15 protein-coding genes are annotated in these 17,858 nt (G+C 46.6%); 4 read left to right on the top strand and 11 right to left on the bottom strand.

The features are described from left to right. Positions 1 to 10 precede the first annotated feature (10 nt). Together uvrB and ACFORF_RS04210 are read right to left on the bottom strand one after the other, a co-directional pair. Entirely contained in the window at positions 11 to 2,002 is a 1,992-nt protein-coding gene (gene uvrB / locus ACFORF_RS04215; protein WP_380425796.1) for an excinuclease ABC subunit UvrB, read from the bottom strand. Between the two features lie 103 nt (positions 2,003 to 2,105). Continuing rightward, on the bottom strand, positions 2,106 to 3,017 hold the full coding sequence (locus ACFORF_RS04210; protein WP_380425794.1) for a CPBP family intramembrane glutamic endopeptidase: 912 nt from the start codon (positions 3,015 to 3,017) through the stop codon (positions 2,106 to 2,108). A gap of 183 nt (positions 3,018 to 3,200) precedes the next feature. Between ACFORF_RS04210 and ACFORF_RS04205 the strand changes: the two genes are divergently transcribed. The 3 genes from ACFORF_RS04205 (at position 3,201) to ACFORF_RS04195 (ending at position 7,977) form a co-directional block, all read left to right on the top strand. Continuing rightward, positions 3,201 to 5,411: an ABC transporter substrate-binding protein/permease gene (locus tag ACFORF_RS04205; RefSeq protein WP_380425792.1), complete on the top strand. Its 2,211-nt coding sequence runs from the start codon at positions 3,201 to 3,203 to the stop codon at positions 5,409 to 5,411. Beyond that, positions 5,411 to 6,151 (top strand): amino acid ABC transporter ATP-binding protein, encoded by a 741-nt coding sequence (locus tag ACFORF_RS04200; RefSeq protein ID WP_380425790.1) that lies wholly within the window; start codon positions 5,411 to 5,413, stop codon positions 6,149 to 6,151. The genes ACFORF_RS04205 and ACFORF_RS04200 overlap by 1 nt, the downstream gene beginning before the upstream one ends. A 302-nt stretch (positions 6,152 to 6,453) precedes the next feature. Continuing rightward, positions 6,454 to 7,977 carry an ATP-binding cassette domain-containing protein gene (locus ACFORF_RS04195; RefSeq protein WP_380425788.1) on the top strand — a complete coding sequence of 508 codons (1,524 nt, stop codon included), beginning with the start codon at positions 6,454 to 6,456 and terminating at the stop codon, positions 7,975 to 7,977. 176 nt (positions 7,978 to 8,153) lie between these two features. Here ACFORF_RS04195 and ACFORF_RS04190 read toward each other — a convergent pair whose 3' ends face one another. The 3 genes from ACFORF_RS04190 to ACFORF_RS04180 form a co-directional block, all read right to left on the bottom strand. After that, a complete protein-coding gene (locus ACFORF_RS04190; protein ID WP_380425786.1) occupies positions 8,154 to 8,324 on the bottom strand; it encodes a hypothetical protein in 171 nt (56 codons plus the stop codon). A 355-nt stretch (positions 8,325 to 8,679) separates the two neighbouring features. Then, positions 8,680 to 9,996 (bottom strand): GTPase ObgE, encoded by a 1,317-nt coding sequence (gene obgE, locus ACFORF_RS04185; RefSeq protein WP_380425784.1) that lies wholly within the window; start codon positions 9,994 to 9,996, stop codon positions 8,680 to 8,682. Between the two features lie 126 nt (positions 9,997 to 10,122). After that, positions 10,123 to 10,251: a DUF4044 domain-containing protein gene (locus ACFORF_RS04180; protein ID WP_380425782.1), complete on the bottom strand. Its 129-nt coding sequence runs from the start codon at positions 10,249 to 10,251 to the stop codon at positions 10,123 to 10,125. Between the two features lie 159 nt (positions 10,252 to 10,410). Between ACFORF_RS04180 and ACFORF_RS04175 the strand changes: the two genes are divergently transcribed. After that, the gene (locus tag ACFORF_RS04175; RefSeq protein WP_380425780.1) at positions 10,411 to 11,652 is read left to right on the top strand and encodes an aminopeptidase; all 1,242 of its coding nucleotides are present in this window, start codon (positions 10,411 to 10,413) and stop codon (positions 11,650 to 11,652) included. Between the two features lie 71 nt (positions 11,653 to 11,723). Here ACFORF_RS04175 and ACFORF_RS04170 read toward each other — a convergent pair whose 3' ends face one another. The 6 genes from ACFORF_RS04170 to ACFORF_RS04145 all read right to left on the bottom strand — a co-directional run bounded on the left by ACFORF_RS04170 (position 11,724) and on the right by ACFORF_RS04145 (position 17,855). Continuing rightward, entirely contained in the window at positions 11,724 to 12,134 is a 411-nt protein-coding gene (locus ACFORF_RS04170) for a GNAT family N-acetyltransferase (RefSeq protein WP_380425778.1), read from the bottom strand. A gap of 10 nt (positions 12,135 to 12,144) precedes the next feature. Continuing rightward, positions 12,145 to 12,873: a pseudouridine synthase gene (locus ACFORF_RS04165; protein WP_380425776.1), complete on the bottom strand. Its 729-nt coding sequence runs from the start codon at positions 12,871 to 12,873 to the stop codon at positions 12,145 to 12,147. Then, the gene (locus tag ACFORF_RS04160; protein WP_380425774.1) at positions 12,860 to 13,810 is read right to left on the bottom strand and encodes an ROK family protein; all 951 of its coding nucleotides are present in this window, start codon (positions 13,808 to 13,810) and stop codon (positions 12,860 to 12,862) included. Before ACFORF_RS04160 ends, ACFORF_RS04165 begins: the two co-directional genes overlap by 14 nt. A gap of 109 nt (positions 13,811 to 13,919) precedes the next feature. Then, positions 13,920 to 14,543, bottom strand: a complete 624-nt coding sequence (locus tag ACFORF_RS04155) for a V-type ATP synthase subunit D (RefSeq protein ID WP_380425772.1) — start codon at positions 14,541 to 14,543, stop codon at positions 13,920 to 13,922. A gap of 131 nt (positions 14,544 to 14,674) precedes the next feature. Beyond that, positions 14,675 to 16,078: a V-type ATP synthase subunit B gene (locus ACFORF_RS04150; protein WP_380425770.1), complete on the bottom strand. Its 1,404-nt coding sequence runs from the start codon at positions 16,076 to 16,078 to the stop codon at positions 14,675 to 14,677. Then, positions 16,065 to 17,855 (bottom strand): V-type ATP synthase subunit A, encoded by a 1,791-nt coding sequence (locus ACFORF_RS04145; protein WP_380425768.1) that lies wholly within the window; start codon positions 17,853 to 17,855, stop codon positions 16,065 to 16,067. Before ACFORF_RS04145 ends, ACFORF_RS04150 begins: the two co-directional genes overlap by 14 nt. Positions 17,856 to 17,858 lie beyond the last annotated feature (3 nt).

The raw sequence follows: 17,858 nt of genomic DNA, 5'->3' as shown, positions 1-17,858 counted from the left end.
CTCTCTCCTCCTAATCCATCGCCTTTAGTTCCAGCACCATATCCCGGATTTGGGCGGCGAGTTCGAAGTCCAGTAATTCGGCTGCGGCCTGCATTTCTTTTTCCAGTTTCTTGATAGCAGCCTGGCGTTCGGTTTTGTTCATGGCGGTATAGTCCACGGTTTCCTCAGCCACGTCACTACTGCTGTTTTTAGTCACGGCGATGAGGTCACGGATTTCTTTTTTGATGGTTTGTGGGATAATGCCGTGCTCTTCATTGTATGCCATCTGAATCGTCCGACGACGGGCTGTCTCGTCCATGGCCCTTTGCATGGACTGGGTGATGGTATCCGCATACATAATCACATGACCTTCCGAGTTCCGAGCAACACGACCGATGGTCTGGATGAGCCCACGTTCATTGCGGAGGAAGCCTTCCTTGTCGGCGTCCAGGATAGCGACCAGACTGACCTCCGGCACGTCAATCCCTTCACGCAACAAGTTAATCCCGATCAGGACATCAAAGACTCCCAGACGGAGGTCGCGAATAATCTCGGTCCGTTCTAACGTTTTAATATCGCTATGCATGTACTTGACCTTGACCCCCATTTCCTTAAGGTAGTCGGTCAAATCTTCCGCCATTTTCTTGGTCAAAGTGGTGACAAAGACCCGCTCGCCTTTTTCAGCTCTGCTATTGATTTCGCCCAAAAGATCGTCCATCTGCCCCATGGTCGGACGAACCTCCACCTCTGGGTCCAGCAGGCCTGTCGGACGGATAATCTGCTCGATGACCGTGTCGGTCTGCTCAGCCTCGTAGTCACCAGGAGTGGCAGACACGTAGACAATCTGATGCACGTGTCCCTCGAACTCCTCCCGACGAAGGGGACGGTTGTCCAAGGCAGACGGCAGGCGGAAGCCATAGTCAACCAGCATCTGCTTGCGGCTGCGGTCGCCGTTGTACATGCCCTTGATCTGGCCCATGGTCATATGGCTCTCATCAATCATGATAAGAAAATCCTCCGGGAAAAAGTCCAAGAGTGTGTAAGGTGGCTCACCTTCGCTCCGGCTATCCATGTGACGAGAATAGTTCTCTACGCCGTTGGTGTAGCCCATCTCCCGCAGCATCTCCATGTCGTACTCGGTCCGCTGACGAATCCGCTGGGCCTCAATCAACTTGCCCTCAGACTCAAAGAGCTTGACTTGGGCTTCCATTTCCGCCTGAATCTGGGCAATGGCATGCTCCATATGCTCATCGTTAGTCATGAAGTGGGTGGCAGGAAAGATCGACAGGTGAGAAACCTCGCCTAACTTGCGACCGGTCAGACTCTCAATCTCCGTGATTCGATCAATCTCATCCCCGAAAAGCTCTACCCGAAAGGCATGCTGGTCTCGGCTGGCCGGAAAGATTTCCACCACATCACCCCGCACACGGAAGCGCCCCCGTTGGAAGTCAATGTCGTTGCGCTCAAACTGGATATCGACTAGGTCATTCAAGAGCTGGTCACGGGAAATCTCCTGTCCAGGTCGCAGACTAACCACGCTGTCAGAGTATTCTTTGGGCGACCCCAAACCGTATATACAAGAGACAGAGGCCACAACAATGACATCATTACGCTCCAGGAGGGCTGAAGTCGCTGAGTGGCGGAGCTTGTCAATCTCGTCATTGACCGCACTGTCCTTCTCGATGTAGGTATCGCTGGACGGCACATAGGCCTCGGGCTGGTAGTAGTCATAGTAGGACACGAAGTACTCGACCGCATTGTCTGGGAAAAACTCCTTGAATTCCCCGTAAAGCTGACCGGCCAGGGTCTTATTGTGGGCGATGACTAGGGTCGGCTTATTGACACGGGCAATGACCTGGCTCATGGTGTAGGTCTTTCCGGTTCCTGTCGCCCCCATGAGGATTTGGGCCTTCTCGCCTCCCTCGATATTGTCCACTAGCTGCTCAATGGCCTGAGGTTGGTCACCAGAGGGAGAGTATTTGGAAACTAATTTAAATTGGTTATCGGTTTTGCGTTCAATCATAGCTATACTTCTTTCAGACGTTATCCTTTTATTTTACCATAGTTAGGGCTATTTTTTACCATAGAAAAAGGCTGAGCATGGTCAGCCTGTATCTACAAATTTACTATTTTTTCCGCTCTGCCATGAGTCCATAGGCAAAGTAAGCGATGAAGGCTAATTCAACCAAACTGGCGAAGAGACTACCTTCAATCCCAAATTGACCCCCGGACAGCCAATCCGGTACACCAGTCTGTGTCGCAAAATGCAAGAGAGAATTCCCTGCCTCTGAACCAGAGACCGAAACCCCATAGATATTACCCTGGAAGAAATTCCAAGCCGCATGGAGGCCAACGACACCCCAGATATTATCTCGCTTGAGCATGTAAAGCGCCATGGTCACCCCAGAGAGGATGATACTGACAATAGATAGAACCGTCACGTTATCGTTGCCCAAATGCATGACACCAAACAAGGAACTACTGAGTCCAATGGCCCAGGCCAAATTGGTCCGCTTGTTCAAAATCGGCAGGAGCCAGCCCCGTGTCAGCAGCTCCTCTGTCCCACCCTGAATGAGCCAAAACGGAATAATGGACATCACAAAACCAATGGTACCAGCAGAAAAATCCACTCCTGCGAGCTTAACTCCACCAAAAAGATAAACGAAGAGCAAGGATAAACTAAACATGAGGCCACCAATGAGAAAGCCAAGGCTTAGTTCCTTAAACCAATTTTCCTTGAAGAATCCTAGACTGACAATTGGACGCTTTTCAGCCCATTTGACCCAAGCAAAGAGTAAAAGGGAAACAGCCAAGAAAGCCAATAATTCGACATGCAAAGGTATCCCACCCGTCGTAAAGAGGGACACATTTTGAGTAATCCCAACATAAATTCCAGCAACTATTCCAAATAATATATAGTACAGGGTACTCCCTAAAAAGAAAAATACTTCTACCATGGCTAGGGCTACGGGCACTAAAACCCAGATTGGCCATTTGACATAAAGCAGAGTTGGGGCTTCTAACATTCGCTTGTTCATCCTAAAACTCCTTTTGTTTTATTTATTTAATACAATTATAGTTTTACAACCGATAAAAGTCAAGACTTTATGAGTCACCGCTCTTGTTTTTTTGTGTTATAAAATATAACATGAAATTGCATTAAAGTTGCTTACCCTAAAGATTTCTGATATAATGGGACTAATTTTTGAAAGGAGACTAACATGAAGAAACGCATTTATGCATTTATGCTAGCCATTTTTTCAGTATTTTTCATCTTGGGTGGAAAAACTGTTGCCGCTGACGATACTATTGATATCGCCCTTGACTCAACATATGCCCCCTTCGAATTTAAAGATGCTGACCAAACCTATAAAGGTATTGACGTCGAAATTATCGATGCCGTTGCTAAGCGCGCTGGTTGGACAGTCAACAAGACTTTCCCTGGCTTTGACGCTGCGGTCAACGCCGTTCAATCTGGACAAGCTGACGCCCTCATGGCAGGAACTACCATTACAGAGGAACGTAAAAAAGTCTTCACCTTCTCAGACCCTTACTTTGATACTGAGATTATCCTCGTGACGACAGGCGCCAACTCAATCTCTGATTACAGCCAACTCAAAGGTAAGGTTGTCGGAGTCAAAAATGGTACCGTTGCCCAAACCTTCCTTGAAAAAAACAAGGATAAGTACGGTTTTACCATTAAGACCTACGATACTGGTGATACCATGTATACCTCTCTTGCATCTGGTGCAGTTGACGCTGCTATGGATGACAAGGCAGTTGTTCAGTATGCCATTAGCCAAGGCCAAGATTTAGCCATTAATATCGAAGGTGAAAAAATCGGTTCCTTTGGTTTTGCCGTTAAAAAAGGAAGCTCGTATGAGTACCTTGTAGAAGACTTCAACACTGCTCTCGCTGAGATGAAAGCTGACGGCTCTTTAGACGCCATCATTGCTAAATGGACAGGAGAAAGCACCGAGACGAGTAATTCAGACTCAAAATATGGTTCTAGCTTGACACTTACAGGAGACGCTTCTGCCAAGGCAACTCCAATCAAATCTTCCTATACAATTGTTGCCGATTCATCCTTTGCTCCCTTTGAATTCCAAAATGATGCTGGCGAATATGTCGGTATCGATATGGAATTGATTAAGACAATTGCTGCTCAACAAGGATTTACCATTACCATCCAAAACCCAGGTTTTGATGCTGCGCTTAACACGGTCCAAGCTGGTCAAGCGGACGCCGTGATTGCAGGAATGTCCATCACAGATGCCCGCAAGGAAATCTTTGATTTCTCAGATGCCTATTACACCTCTAACATCCTTATGGCTGTCAAATCAGGTAGCGATATTGCAAGCTACGAGGACTTAGCTGGTAAAACAGTTGGGGCCAAGAATGGTACCTCTTCTTACGCTTGGTTTGAAGAACATGCCAGCCAATATGGCTATACACTAAAGGCCTTTGATGAGGCTTCAACCATGTACGACAGTTTGAACTCTGGTTCTATTGATGCCCTCATGGATGATGAAGCAGTGCTTCGCTATGCTATCCAACAAGGCCGTCAATTTGATACACCAATTGCTGGTGAACCTTCTGGTGAATATGGTTTCGCTGTTAAAAAAGGCAGCAACCCTGAATTGATTGAAATGTTCAACAATGGTCTTGCTGCCTTGGTGGAATCTGGTGAATACGACAAAATTATCGACAACTACTTCTCCACAGAGGATAGTGAGTCAAGTGCAACGACATCAACAGTTGACGAAACAACAATTGTTGGTCTCTTGAAAAACAACTACAGCCAACTCTTAACTGGTCTTGGCTCTACCGTGGCTCTGGCACTCATTTCCTTTGCCATCGCTATTGTGATCGGGATTATCTTCGGGATGTTTGCAGTTAGTCCAGTCAAAGGGCTCCGCATCCTATCTTCTGTCTTTGTAGACGTCATCCGTGGTATCCCACTCATGATTGTAGCTGCCTTTATCTACTGGGGAATTCCAAACTTAATTGAATCCATCACTGGTAACCAAAGTCCAATCAATGACTTTGTAGCCGGGGTTATCGCTCTCTCACTTAACTCAGGTGCCTATATCGCGGAGATTGTTCGCGGTGGTATCGAAGCTGTTCCGACAGGGCAGATGGAAGCATCTCGATCCTTGGGTGTTTCTTATGGCACTACTATGCGCAAGGTTATCCTGCCTCAAGCAACTAAACTGATGTTGCCAAACTTTATCAACCAATTTGTTATCACACTTAAGGATACAACCATAATCTCCGCTATTGGTCTAGTGGAACTCTTCCAAGCTGGTAAGATTATCATTGCACGGAACTACCAATCCTTCCGTATGTATGCAATCTTGGCCATCATGTATCTGGTCATCATCACACTCTTGACCCGTTTGGCCAAACGTTTAGAAAAGAGGGCTAAGTAATGAAAGAATTAAAAATTGACGTTCAAGACCTCCACAAATACTATGGTAAAAATGAGGTTCTGAAAGGAATTGATGCCAAATTTTATGAGGGGGATGTAGTCTGCATTATCGGCCCTTCAGGATCAGGGAAGTCCACCTTCCTCCGCACCCTCAACCTCCTGGAAACCATTACCTCAGGTAAGGTTGTCGTTGACGGATTTGAACTATCAAATCCTGATGTGGACATCGATAAGGCGCGTGAGAATATCGGAATGGTATTCCAACACTTCAACCTCTTCCCTCACATGTCTGTAATTGACAATATTACCTTTGCGCCAGTTGAGCTCGGCAAGCAAAGCAAGGAAGCTGCGAATGCTAATGCCAAAGAACTCTTAGAAAAAGTTGGCCTAGCCGACAAGGCCGATGCCTTCCCTGAAAGTCTCTCAGGTGGGCAAAAGCAACGTGTGGCTATCGCACGAAGCTTGGCCATGAACCCAGACATCATGCTCTTCGACGAGCCAACTTCTGCCCTTGACCCTGAGATGGTCGGTGACGTTCTTAACGTTATGAAAGATTTGGCTAAGCAAGGGATGACCATGTTGATTGTTACTCATGAGATGGGATTTGCCCGTCAGGTAGCTAACCGCGTTATCTTCACCGATGGTGGTCAGTTCCTTGAGGACGGAACACCCGAAGAAATCTTTGATCATCCAAAACACCCACGTCTCGTGGAATTCTTGGACAAGGTCTTAAATGTCTAAGCATCATAAGCAAGCTTTCGGGCTTGCTTTTTCTTCCACAAAAACTTGACAGCGTTTCCAAAAAATGATACTATAATTCAAAAGCTAAAGAGGAGGATCGCCATGAGCACAAAATAATCAACTTGATGTTCTTATCTAGTATGGTTATTTTGAGTGTGCGAAACTCCGTGTTTTAATGTTTTTTGGTGTAGTCTTTTGAGCTATCCCTAGTCCTGAGTTGTCCTCAGCAGATTAATTTCGCCCTTTTCTTTTACCCTACTGGATAACAGTAGGGTTTTTATGTACCAGAAAAGGAGATTACTATGCTACAGACCAAACACTTGTCTATCCATCATCTCAAAGACTTGCACCCACTCATTACTGACCTATCCATATCCATTAACCATGGCGATAAGGTTGCTATTATAGGCGAAGAGGGCACTGGTAAGTCTACACTGCTGAAGCACCTCTATAAGCCTGAACTCATTCAGTCCTATACAGCTGTTGAGGGCGAGGTTATCCGGCAATTTCAAGCGCCGGCCTATCTTCCCCAAGCCATAGCAGAGCAGGATTTAGACCTGACTCTCTCTGATTTTATCTACAAAGATATAGATTATGCCATTTTTGATTTTAATCAGCTCTATCAACTAGCTGGAACTTTAAACTTTGAAGCTTCCCGTCTCGATAATACCAAGCAGACCGTTCGACAGCTATCTGGTGGTGAGAAAATCAAGATTCAACTTCTTAAATTATTAGCTCAGAACCCCGATATCCTCTTTCTAGATAAACCTTCCAGTAACTTGGATTTAGAGTCCGTCACCTGGTTAAAAGGCTTTATAAAAACGACACCGCTAACCCTTGTCTACATTTCTCACGACGAGGATTTGCTGGGAGCAACGGCAACACACATCATCCATCTCGAGCAGGTCAAAAAGCGCAGAGAAGCCAAGACGACCAGCTCTGCCATGTCCTATCAAACCTATAAGGAAACAAGGGAGGCAACCTATATCAGGCAAGGTCAGCTGGCCAACAAGGAACGCGAAAAACAGGCCAAACGGACGGACAAGCTCAATCGCCAAATGTCTGCGGTTCGTCATCAGTTGGAGGACACGAAGAATTCTACCGCAGGTCGCCTCCTCGCTAAAAAGTATCGCACTCTGCAGGCTCAGGAGAAACGTTTTGAGCGTGAAGCTGAGTCCTTCCATGCCATTCCTGATGAACTGGACCAAGTCAACCTCTTTTTTCAGGAGGTCCAACCACTCCCTGCAAGTAGCACCCTCATCCACTATGATCATGAAGTCTTGGTCACAGGCCAAAACCTATCCTTTACCATGCGTGGACAAGATAAGGTAGCTGTCATTGGCCAAAACGGTATCGGGAAATCTCTCCTTCTCAAAAAGATTTTGAAGGACCTGAGTCGGAAGCCCAAAATTTCTCTAGGCTATATGCCTCAGAACTATGAAGATTCATTAGTCATGACAGAGACACCTCTCCAGTTTCTTGCTCATTCAGCCAGTCAGGAAATCATTCGGACGACATTAGCCAGCCTCCAATTCACCCGCCAGGAAATCACCCATACCATTGCTGACCTATCAGGCGGACAAAAAGCCAAACTTTTCCTCTGCAAGATGGTTCTAGAGAAAAATAACGTCTTGTTACTGGATGAACCGACCAGGCATTTTTCTCCAACTTCCCAGCCCGAAATCCGTAAACTTCTTAAGGATTTTCCTGGTGCCATCCTGACCGTTTCTCATGATAGAACCTTCATCAATTCCCTCTGCCAGCACGTTTACGAGTTAAACAAATCCACTCTTTTGCAGATAGATATTGAGGACTTGTTAAACTGAAACTCTTATAAAATCAAAACTATAAGGCGTTAGCTATCCTTGCTTAACTTTCTCATGTCTGTGTTAATCTCCCCTGTTTATTCAGATTTTAGTGAGTAGAAAATCTTAACATTTAGTCATTTAAACTTAATTCAACTACTAGAAAAGCCATTCCCAAAATCAGGAATGGCTTTATCTTACTCTTCACTTGCTTCTGCTTCTTTTGCCAGTCGCTCACGTTCCAAGCGGAATTTCCGATTGGGGTTGAGGCGATTAAACAGTTCCTCCAACTTGGTCGGATTCCACACATCCGCAGCAGATACAAAATTTCCATCCTTATCTTTAAAGGATATCGGCTTGTCTCCCATCTTCACTTCCTTTCATGTTGCACAATAGCAAAGCGATAAACTCTAGAACTAGAGAACGTTTGAGTCTATCAATATAACTTAAGAAAGTCCTTAGAACCGCCTCGCTCTTCTAGTTCTGGACTCAATTTAATTGGTCACCCAGCCCAACCTTACTTAGGCATCTCGAGTTCGGGTTAATAAGGTTCTCTGTCCTGCTACTTGCATTATCATTTGTTAGATAAGTAATCAGCTACGACACCTAGCAAAATCGGTCGATATTACCGATTTTGCGAAGTTAGTAAGGTAGCTAGGCAAGTCGCCATAGCGATTGCAGTCTGCTCATTAGAGGGCTCTGCCATCAATGAACAGCGCTACGTTAATCCACAAACTCAAATTCGAAGTTGCCAAGTCGAACGATGTCTCCATCTTTGGCTCCTCGTTCACGGAGGGCTTCATCAACTCCCATACCACGGAGCTGGCGGGCGAATTTCATGATAGACTCGTCGCGTTCCATGTTGGTCATGATAAAGAGTTTCTCCAATTTCTCACCAGAAAGTACCCAGGTCGCATCATCATCACGGGTAATGACGAATGATTTTTCATCTGGATTGAAACCATAATAAGCTTCTTCTTCCTGATATAGATCTTCTTCGTTATAGAGCAAGAACTCGTCCGTTTGGTCAAGCAAGTCAGCTGTCGCATCTAAAAGCGAATCCAAGCCCTGGTGTGCAATCCCTGAAATTGGGAAAATACGTGGCACTTCCTCAAATTCATCATATTCTGCAGCCAGTTTTTCCTTGAATATTTCCAGATTCTCAGCCGCCTCAGGCATGTCCATCTTGTTGGCTACAATCAGTTGTGGACGTTCCATCAGGCGGAGATTATGGGACTCTAGCTCATGGTTAATGGCCACATAATCCTCATAAGGATCACGCCCTTCGGAACCGGACATGTCAATCACATGGAGGATGACACGTGTCCGCTCAATATGACGGAGGAACTGAGTTCCCAGACCAACACCTTGATGGGCTCCTTCAATCAAACCAGGTAGGTCGGCCATAACAAAACTCTCACCAGACTTGGTCCTCACCATACCGATATTTGGAACAATTGTCGTGAAATGGTAGGCACCAATTTTAGGCTTAGCTGCTGATACAACACTGAGGAGCGTCGATTTTCCAACAGACGGGAAACCAACTAAACCAACATCCGCTAGAATTTTCAATTCCAACTCCAGTTGACGCTCTTCGCCTGGCTCTCCATTTTCTGCAATTTCTGGCGCTGGGTTGCGAGGAGTGGCAAAGCGAATATTTCCACGGCCACCGCGGCCACCGCGGGCAACTGTAAATTCCTGACCATGCTCAACGAGGTCTGTCAGAACCTTGCCAGTCTCAGCGTCGCGAACCGTCGTTCCAGGTGGGACCTTGACGTAAAGGTCTTTGGCTCCCTTACCGTGCATCCCCTTGGTCATGCCCTTTTCACCGCTTTGGGCCTTAAACTTCCGATTATAACGAAAATCCATCAGGGTACGTAAGCCCTCATCTACCAAGAAAATGACATCGCCACCGCGACCGCCGTCACCCCCCCAAGGACCTCCGTCTGGGACATACTTTTCACGGCGAAAGGCCACCATGCCATCGCCACCACGGCCCGCATGTACACTAATCTTGGCCGTATCTAAAAACATACTCATCTTTTCTTCCTATACTTTCATTTAATCATTTTGCAAGAGGCGACATTTAAGGTTAGACTTAACTCATCAGAACTCCAGCTCCGCCATTGCAACAAATAAGAGCTGACAGAAACCAGCCCTTGAGTCCTACATAAATGCACTCACGGCGCTAACAACAAGTGCACCGAGGGTCGCCACTAACATGACGATAACCAAAACCATGGTTAATTTTTCAAATGCTGTTTTTTTACGTGGACCATTATCACCAAATGCCATTTTTTTACCTACTTCTGTTGAGTTTTTACTTCCCTATCTTATCACGATTCCAACCATTTATCAAGCTAGAACTCGTCTTCAAAGGCAGTCAATCATTGTTTCTTATCGCTTTTTATGGTAAAGTAGTTACTGTTAATATATGATACTCGGGAGGACATCATGGTTTTACCTAACTTTGACCAACATTTAGAAAAATACGCAGAGCTACTCATCGCAAAAGGCATCAACGTCCAAAAAGGACATACTGTCATTATCTCGATTGATGTAGCTCAAGCAGCCTTTGCCCGTCTTTTGACTGAAAAAGCCTACGCCTACGGAGCTGCTGAAGTCGTTGTTGACTACACCGACGACCAAATCACCAAGGCAAAATTGCTTCATGCGGATCAAGAGCGTATTGCAAACGTCCCAGACTATGTGGTTGCTAAATCTGACTATTTCTTAGAGAAAAAAGCAAGTCGTTTGGTTGTTCGCTCAGCTGATCCAAACGTCTTTGCCAGCGTTGACCCAGACCGTTTGCAAGAAAGCACACGTGCAACTTCTATCGCCCTTGCCAACCAACGCATCGCAACTCAGTCAAACCAAGTCAGCTGGAATTTGGTTGCTGCCTCTGGACCAGAATGGGCAGCTATGGTCTTCCCAAATTTGGCTACCGAAGAAGAGCAAGTTGATGCACTCTGGGATGCCATCTTTAAGATGAACCGTGTCTACGATGAAGACCCAATCCAATCTTGGGATGAACACGAAGCTCGCCTGACTGAAAAATCAGATCTCCTTAACAAGTGGCAATTTGACGCCCTTCACTACACTGCTCCTGGTACAGACCTGACATTGGGCATGCCGAAAAACCACAACTGGCAGGCAGCTGGTAGCTTCAACGCTCAAGGCGAAAAATTCATCGCCAACATGCCAACTGAAGAAGTCTTCTGTGCACCTGACTACCGTCGAGCAGACGGCGTTGTCTCATCAACAAAACCGCTCAGCTATGCCGGGGTCGTTATTGAAAACATGACCTTCACCTTCAAAGATGGGCAAATTGTCGACGTTAAGGCAGAAAAAGGGGAAGAAACCCTCAAACGCCTGATCGAAGAAAATGATGGTGCTCGTTCACTCGGTGAAGTGGCCCTCGTTCCTCATAAAACTCCAATTTCCTTGTCTGGCCTAACCTTCTTCAATACTCTCTTTGATGAAAATGCCTCAAACCACTTGGCCATCGGTTCAGCCTACGCCTTCTCAGTGCAAGGTGGAACAGAAATGACTCAAGAAGAACTCAAGGAAGCTGGGCTCAACCGCTCTACTGCTCACGTTGACTTCATGATTGGTTCTGACCAAATGGACATCGACGGTATCACAGCTGATGGACAAGTTGTTCCAATCTTCCGTGGTGGAGAATGGGCTATCTAAAATCGTTTCACATCAGTATTCAAAAATCCTTCTCATTAAATTTGAGAAGGATTTTTCTATTCCGCAAGCTATTAATGGTATTTTGAAAAAGCAGCGCAGCCAATCTCACTATCTCTTACCATTCCAAGGGAGGTGTAAAACTGAATGGTCTTCTCACTGTCCTCTGTCATCAGATGGAGCTGATAGACATTCTGATAGGTTTCAAAAACCTGCTCGAGCAATCTTCGACCAATCCCCTGACGTTGGTAGTCCGAACGGACAATTAAGTCCTGAACAAACACCACCGAATGACCATCCCCAACAACACGTATCAAGCCAACCACATCCTGACCAACCTGAGCCACATATACCTTAAGGGAATGGGCAAAAGCTTTCTCCAACATATCCCTCTGCTCTGTGTAGATGGTCCAACCTGCATCGACATAGAGGGCAAATAAATCTTCCGTTAAACCTAATTCAGCTTCTTTAATCACAACCGTCATCAAGAACTCCTTATAATTCTACACCAAAGATCTGCAAACTCTCCAACTCTTCACTGGTCAGCGAACGATAAAGCCCCAATGCCAAATGCTCATCTAGTACCAGCGGGCCCATGGATAGACGTTTGAGGTCCGTCACCTCCTTGCCACAGGCAGCCACCATCCGCTTGACTTGGTGAAACTTGCCTTCACGGATAGTAATCTGCACACAACAAGTTTGGCTTGTCTCATCACTACTTATGATCGATAGCAGAGCTGGCTGGCAGTCATGGTCACTAAGCTTGATGCCGTCAGCAAAAATCTTGACATCCTGGTCCGTCATAAGACCTGAGATCTCTGCTTCGTAGACCTTATCTACATGCTTTTTCGGAGACAGCATGGCATAGGCCAATTGACCATTGTTGGTCAACAATAAGAGTCCATGTGTGTCCTTGTCCAGCCGACCAACTGGGAAGACTTCCTTTTGTCGAGCACGGTCATCTAAGAGATCCAGAACCGTCCGATGCTTAGGGTCGTCCGTCGCAGAAATGACTCCCTTGGGCTTATTGAGTAGATAGTAGACATACTTTTCATATGACAACTCTTGTCCCTGATAGGTCACCTGATCTCGCGTTTCATCAATCTGGGACTTGGGAGAAGTCTTGACCTTGCCATTGACCATGATTTGCTTTTTCTTGAGAAGGGCTTTGACCTCAGTTCGACTGCCCAGTCCCACTTCACTTAAAAACTTATCCAGCCGCATGCTTGCCCTCTTCTAATAATAACTGATAAAGAGCCCCAACCAGGTTGGAAGTCCCAACATAATGGCAGGCCTCAATCTCTACAGGCGTAATCATATCCCCAAAAATCTCAAGCTTACCTAGCAAGTCTCGATACTGACGGCGAATTTCTTCAACAACAATGGGCTGGGCTGAGATACCACCACCGATGACGACCCGTTTCAGGTCCACAATAGCCTGCTGGTTGTAGATAACAATGGCAATATGGCGACAGAAGTCCTGGAAAATTGGCCAGGCACGCTCATCCCTAGCATTGATCGCTTCAAAGACGGCAATCCCATCCTTCTTGTCCTCTAGCCCTAACTGCTCTGCTATGGCCATAATCATCTGAACTGGAGAATATTTCATACCTGCAGCCTCTTCCAGTTTAAAGGTTTTATCATCAAAATTGAGCATGGAGAGCTCACCGGCCTGGAAATGACTTCCTTGATGCAATTGACCATTGAGAATGAGACCGCCCCCAAGACCAGTCCCCAAAATCAGAACTGACCCATTGTTTACACCAACAAGACCACCATTCCAAAACTCTGCCAAGGCCGCCGCCTTGCCATCATTGAGTACGATGGCTGGAAGTCCTGACAGTTCCTCAAGAAAGGTTTGAGCAGGAAATTCATGAAGATAGGGCAGGGCTCCACCATAGTAGATCACTCCCTCAGCCGTATCTACCTTACCGGGACAAGACAAGGCAATCCCAAAAAGATCACCTGCATACTGCTTGTAAATCTCTGTTAAGGCATTCTCAAAATCCTGACGCCCCTGGGCCTTCTCTTCAGCGGTGGGCTGAAAGGAAATGGCTGGTGTCGGACGCGAAGCACTGTCAAGCACTGCTCCTGTCTCATCCATCAAGGCATATTTAATCAAAGTCCCACCGACATCGATGGAAAGATAGTGTTTAGACATTGTTAACTCCTTTTGAATGGATTTTATCTTGTATGAAAACGTTTAGATTGTAACTATTATAACATAAAAACCAGGTTACTCATACGTGATGAACAACCTGGTTTGTCTCTTATTTCACCTTCATGATGCGGACGAGGTTGGCTCGTTCTGCTTCTTCCAGTTTCATTTCAATATAATGGATGGTTTCCTGCAGTTGCGGGATGGTCATATACTCCAGACCATTAACCCGACGGCGGGTTTTCTCTAGTTCTTCTGCCATCAGTTGGCAGGTTTTTTCGATTTCCGCTAAACGGAGGAGTTTATCTAACTGCTGCTCCATGCTGTTAATGGTATGGTCCATCTGGCTATTGGAGGACAGATAGGAGTAAACGACATCACCGTCATCATCGTCCTGGGGATTGTCTACCTGAGTGTGCATCTTAGGTACCGTGACACTCATGATATTCTCCTGCTCAATAAAGAGCTTGACTTCTTTAGTCGGTACGGCAAAGATTTCTTGGACCATGAGATCATTTTCCAAAGACTTGGCCATGACAAAGTCTTGCATATTCTGAGCTAGGGCAGCTTCAACATCTCGGCGAAGGACATTGTTTTCCTTGACCAGTTCGATGAAGCGACGCATGAGTTCATCCCGCTTGTCCTTGAGGAGTTTGTGGCCACGCACAGCTGTTTTTAACCTGGCTTTGAGGTTATTGAGCTCCATCCGTGTCGGTTTGACATTCAATCTCGCCATATGTTTCTCCTTTTCTACTAGGGTTAGACTGGGTTGCTCTGCTATTTTCCCCGGGAACCATAGAAGATCTACTCAACAGCTAACTACAAATCTGTAGGTGACTGAGGCCTATCTTCTATCGTCAGGGATGGCTAAGCTTCCTGGTCCGTAGCCTTTTGGAGATTTGGCAAATACTGGTCAATCATGTCGTCCTTAATCCGCTTCAGTTCTGTACGCGGCAAGATTGACAGGAGGTCCCAGCCCAAATCAAGGGTTTCTTGAATGGTACGGTTGGTTTGGAAACCTTGGTTGATGTACTCTTTTTCAAAGCGATCCGTGAACTTAACATAGAGACGGTCAGTCTCAGACAGGGCAGATTCTCCCAAAACGACCGCAAGTTCCTTGGCCTGCTTCCCTTGGGCGTAAGCCGCAAAGAGTTGGTTCATAGTCGGTGCATGGTCGCCACGGGTCTTGCCTTCACCTGAACCCTTGTCCTTAAGACGAGAGAGGGATGGCAAAACGTTAATCGGTGGACGGTAGCCTGAATTGTAGAGATCATGAGAAAGGATAACCTGTCCTTCCGTGATGTAACCTGTCAAGTCAGGGATTGGGTGAGTGATATCGTCCTCAGGCATGGTCAAAATCGGAATCTGTGTCACAGACCCTTTCTTGCCGACCAAACGACCCGCACGTTCATAGAGGGTTGAGAGGTTAGTATAGAGGTAACCTGGGTAACCACGACGACCTGGAACCTCACGGCGGGCCGCTGAGACTTCACGCAGGGCTTCCGCATAGTTGGTCATATCCGTCATGATAACGAGGACGTGCATGCCTTTTTCATAGGCCAGGTACTCAGCCGTTGTCAAAGCAATCCGTGGTGTCGCAATCCGCTCGATGGCAGGGTCATTGGCCAAGTTAACAAAGAGAACTGAGCGATCAATAGCCCCTGTCTCACGCAGGTCATTCATGAAGAATTCTGCTTCTTCAAAAGTTACACCCATGGCCGCAAAGACCACGGCAAAGCCTTCATCAGAATTAAGTACCGTCGCTTGACGGGCAATCTGCGCCGCCAACTCCTGGTGAGGCAGACCAGAACCAGAGAAGATTGGTAATTTTTGGCCACGAACCAAGGTGTTGAGGTGGTCGATGGCTGAGATTCCTGTTTGGATAAACTCATCTGGATAGTCACGAGACACTGGGTTGATGGCCTGACCATCAATGTCCAAGTATTTCTCAGGGATCAAATCTGGTCCGCCGTCAATTGGTTTTCCCATCCCGTTAAAGATCCGTCCAACCATGTCCTCAGACACTGGCAATTCCAGTGGATGACCAGTGAAGCGAACCTTGGCCTTGGCTAGGTTGATTCCAGTAGAACCCTCAAAGAGTTGGACCATTGCCTTGTCTTCATGAACTTCCAGGACCTGACCTTGGCGGACATCACCATTGTGGAGTTTGATTTCAACCAGTTCATTATATTGAACACCCTCAACCTGGTCGACAATCATCAAGGGACCAACGACTTCGCTGACCGTGCGGTATTCTTTAATAAGTTCCATGGTCCATTCCTCCTTTTGCTACAATTTCGTGAATTTCGTCCTTGATGGTTTGAGACAGGACCTCAATCTCTTCAACACGATCTTCGGAGATGAATTTTGAACGGGCGATACGGTCACGTAAAACAACCGTTCCATCCATCAGTTCAGTAAAGTAAGCACCCAATTCCAAGGCACGCTCTGCCTCTTCTTCAAAAGTCAAAATGTTAGACAACATGGCAACCTGTTTGCGGAATGACGTAAAGGTGTCGACAGAATCAAAGGCGTTTTGTTGCAGGTAGTCTTCACGAATCTGACGGGCAGTATTCATGGTCAAGCGGTCACGCTCTGAAAGCGAGTCAATCCCGACCAAACGCACGATTTCTTCCAGCTCAGACTCTTTTTGCAAAATATTCATGGCCTTAGTCACTTTTTCTGCCCACTGCACTTTTTCACGTTTGTTGATGTATTGACCAACTTCATCCAGATAAAGCGAGTAAGAAGACAACCAGTTGATGGCTGGGAAGTGGCGGCGTTGGGCAAGCGGTGCATCCAAGCCCCAGAATACCTTAACGATACGAAGGGTATTTTGGGTAACAGGCTCAGAGATATCTCCCCCTGGAGGTGACACGGCACCAATCGCAGTAATGGTTCCTTCACGACCTGGACTACCGATGGCCTGTACACGACCTGCACGTTCGTAGTACTGAGCAATACGACTTCCGAGGTAGGCTGGGTATCCTTCATCACCAGGCATTTCTTCTAGACGACCAGACATTTCACGGAGGGCTTCGGCCCAGCGAGAAGTCGAGTCAGCCATGATGGCAACGTTGTATCCCATATCGCGGAAATATTCAGCAATGGTAATACCCGTATAGATAGAAGCCTCACGGGCCGCTACGGGCATGTTTGAAGTGTTGGCAATCAGAACAGTCCGTTCCATGATAGACTCACCCGTTGCTGGGTCAATCAACTCTGGGAACTCGTTCAGAACGTCGGTCATCTCATTTCCACGTTCACCACAACCAACGTAGATAACGATGTCCACGTTAGCAAACTTGGCAACCTGGTGCTGCACGACAGTCTTACCGGCTCCGAATGGACCTGGAACGGCAGCAGCCCCACCCTTGGTAACAGGGAAGAAGGTATCAATTACCCGTTGCCCAGTAACAAGAGGCTCAACCGGAATCAATTTTTGACTGACTGGACGTGGTGCCCGAACTGGCCATTTTTGAAGAAGCGTTCCTTCAAAGATAGAACCGTCAGTCTGTTCGATACGGTAAACCGTATCGGCAACCGCAAAGTCACCTGCCTCAATAGCAACAACCTTACCAGCGACACGATGGGGCACCATGATTCGGTGCTCAACAACCTTAGTCTCTTGAACTGTTCCCAGGATGTCTCCGGCAGAGACTTCTTGTCCCACTTCTACGCTTGGTGTGAAGGTCCATTTAACCTCACGGTCCAAGTTTGGCAAGTCAACCCCTCTGATCAAGAAATCAGATTGGGTTTGTTCCTTGAAAGCTTCAAGGGGACGTTGAATCCCGTCAAACATTTGTGAAATCAAACCAGGTCCCAACTCAACAGAGAGAGGGCTACCGGTCGTTACAACAGGCTCACCAGGAGCCAAACCAGATGTTTCTTCGTAAACTTGAATGGAAGCCTCGTCCCGACGCATCTCGATGATTTCACCAATCAAACCTAGATTACCAACCCGGCAAATATCTTGGATATTGGCTTCTTCCATCCCTGATGCTACAACCAGGGGACCTGAAACTTTAATAATTTTTCCTTGTTTCAAGCT

It is taken from the genome of Streptococcus caprae, assembly GCF_042649745.1.
Taxonomy (GTDB): Bacteria; Bacillota; Bacilli; order Lactobacillales; family Streptococcaceae; genus Streptococcus; species Streptococcus caprae.
This window is presented reverse-complemented; position numbering and strand designations above follow the sequence as displayed.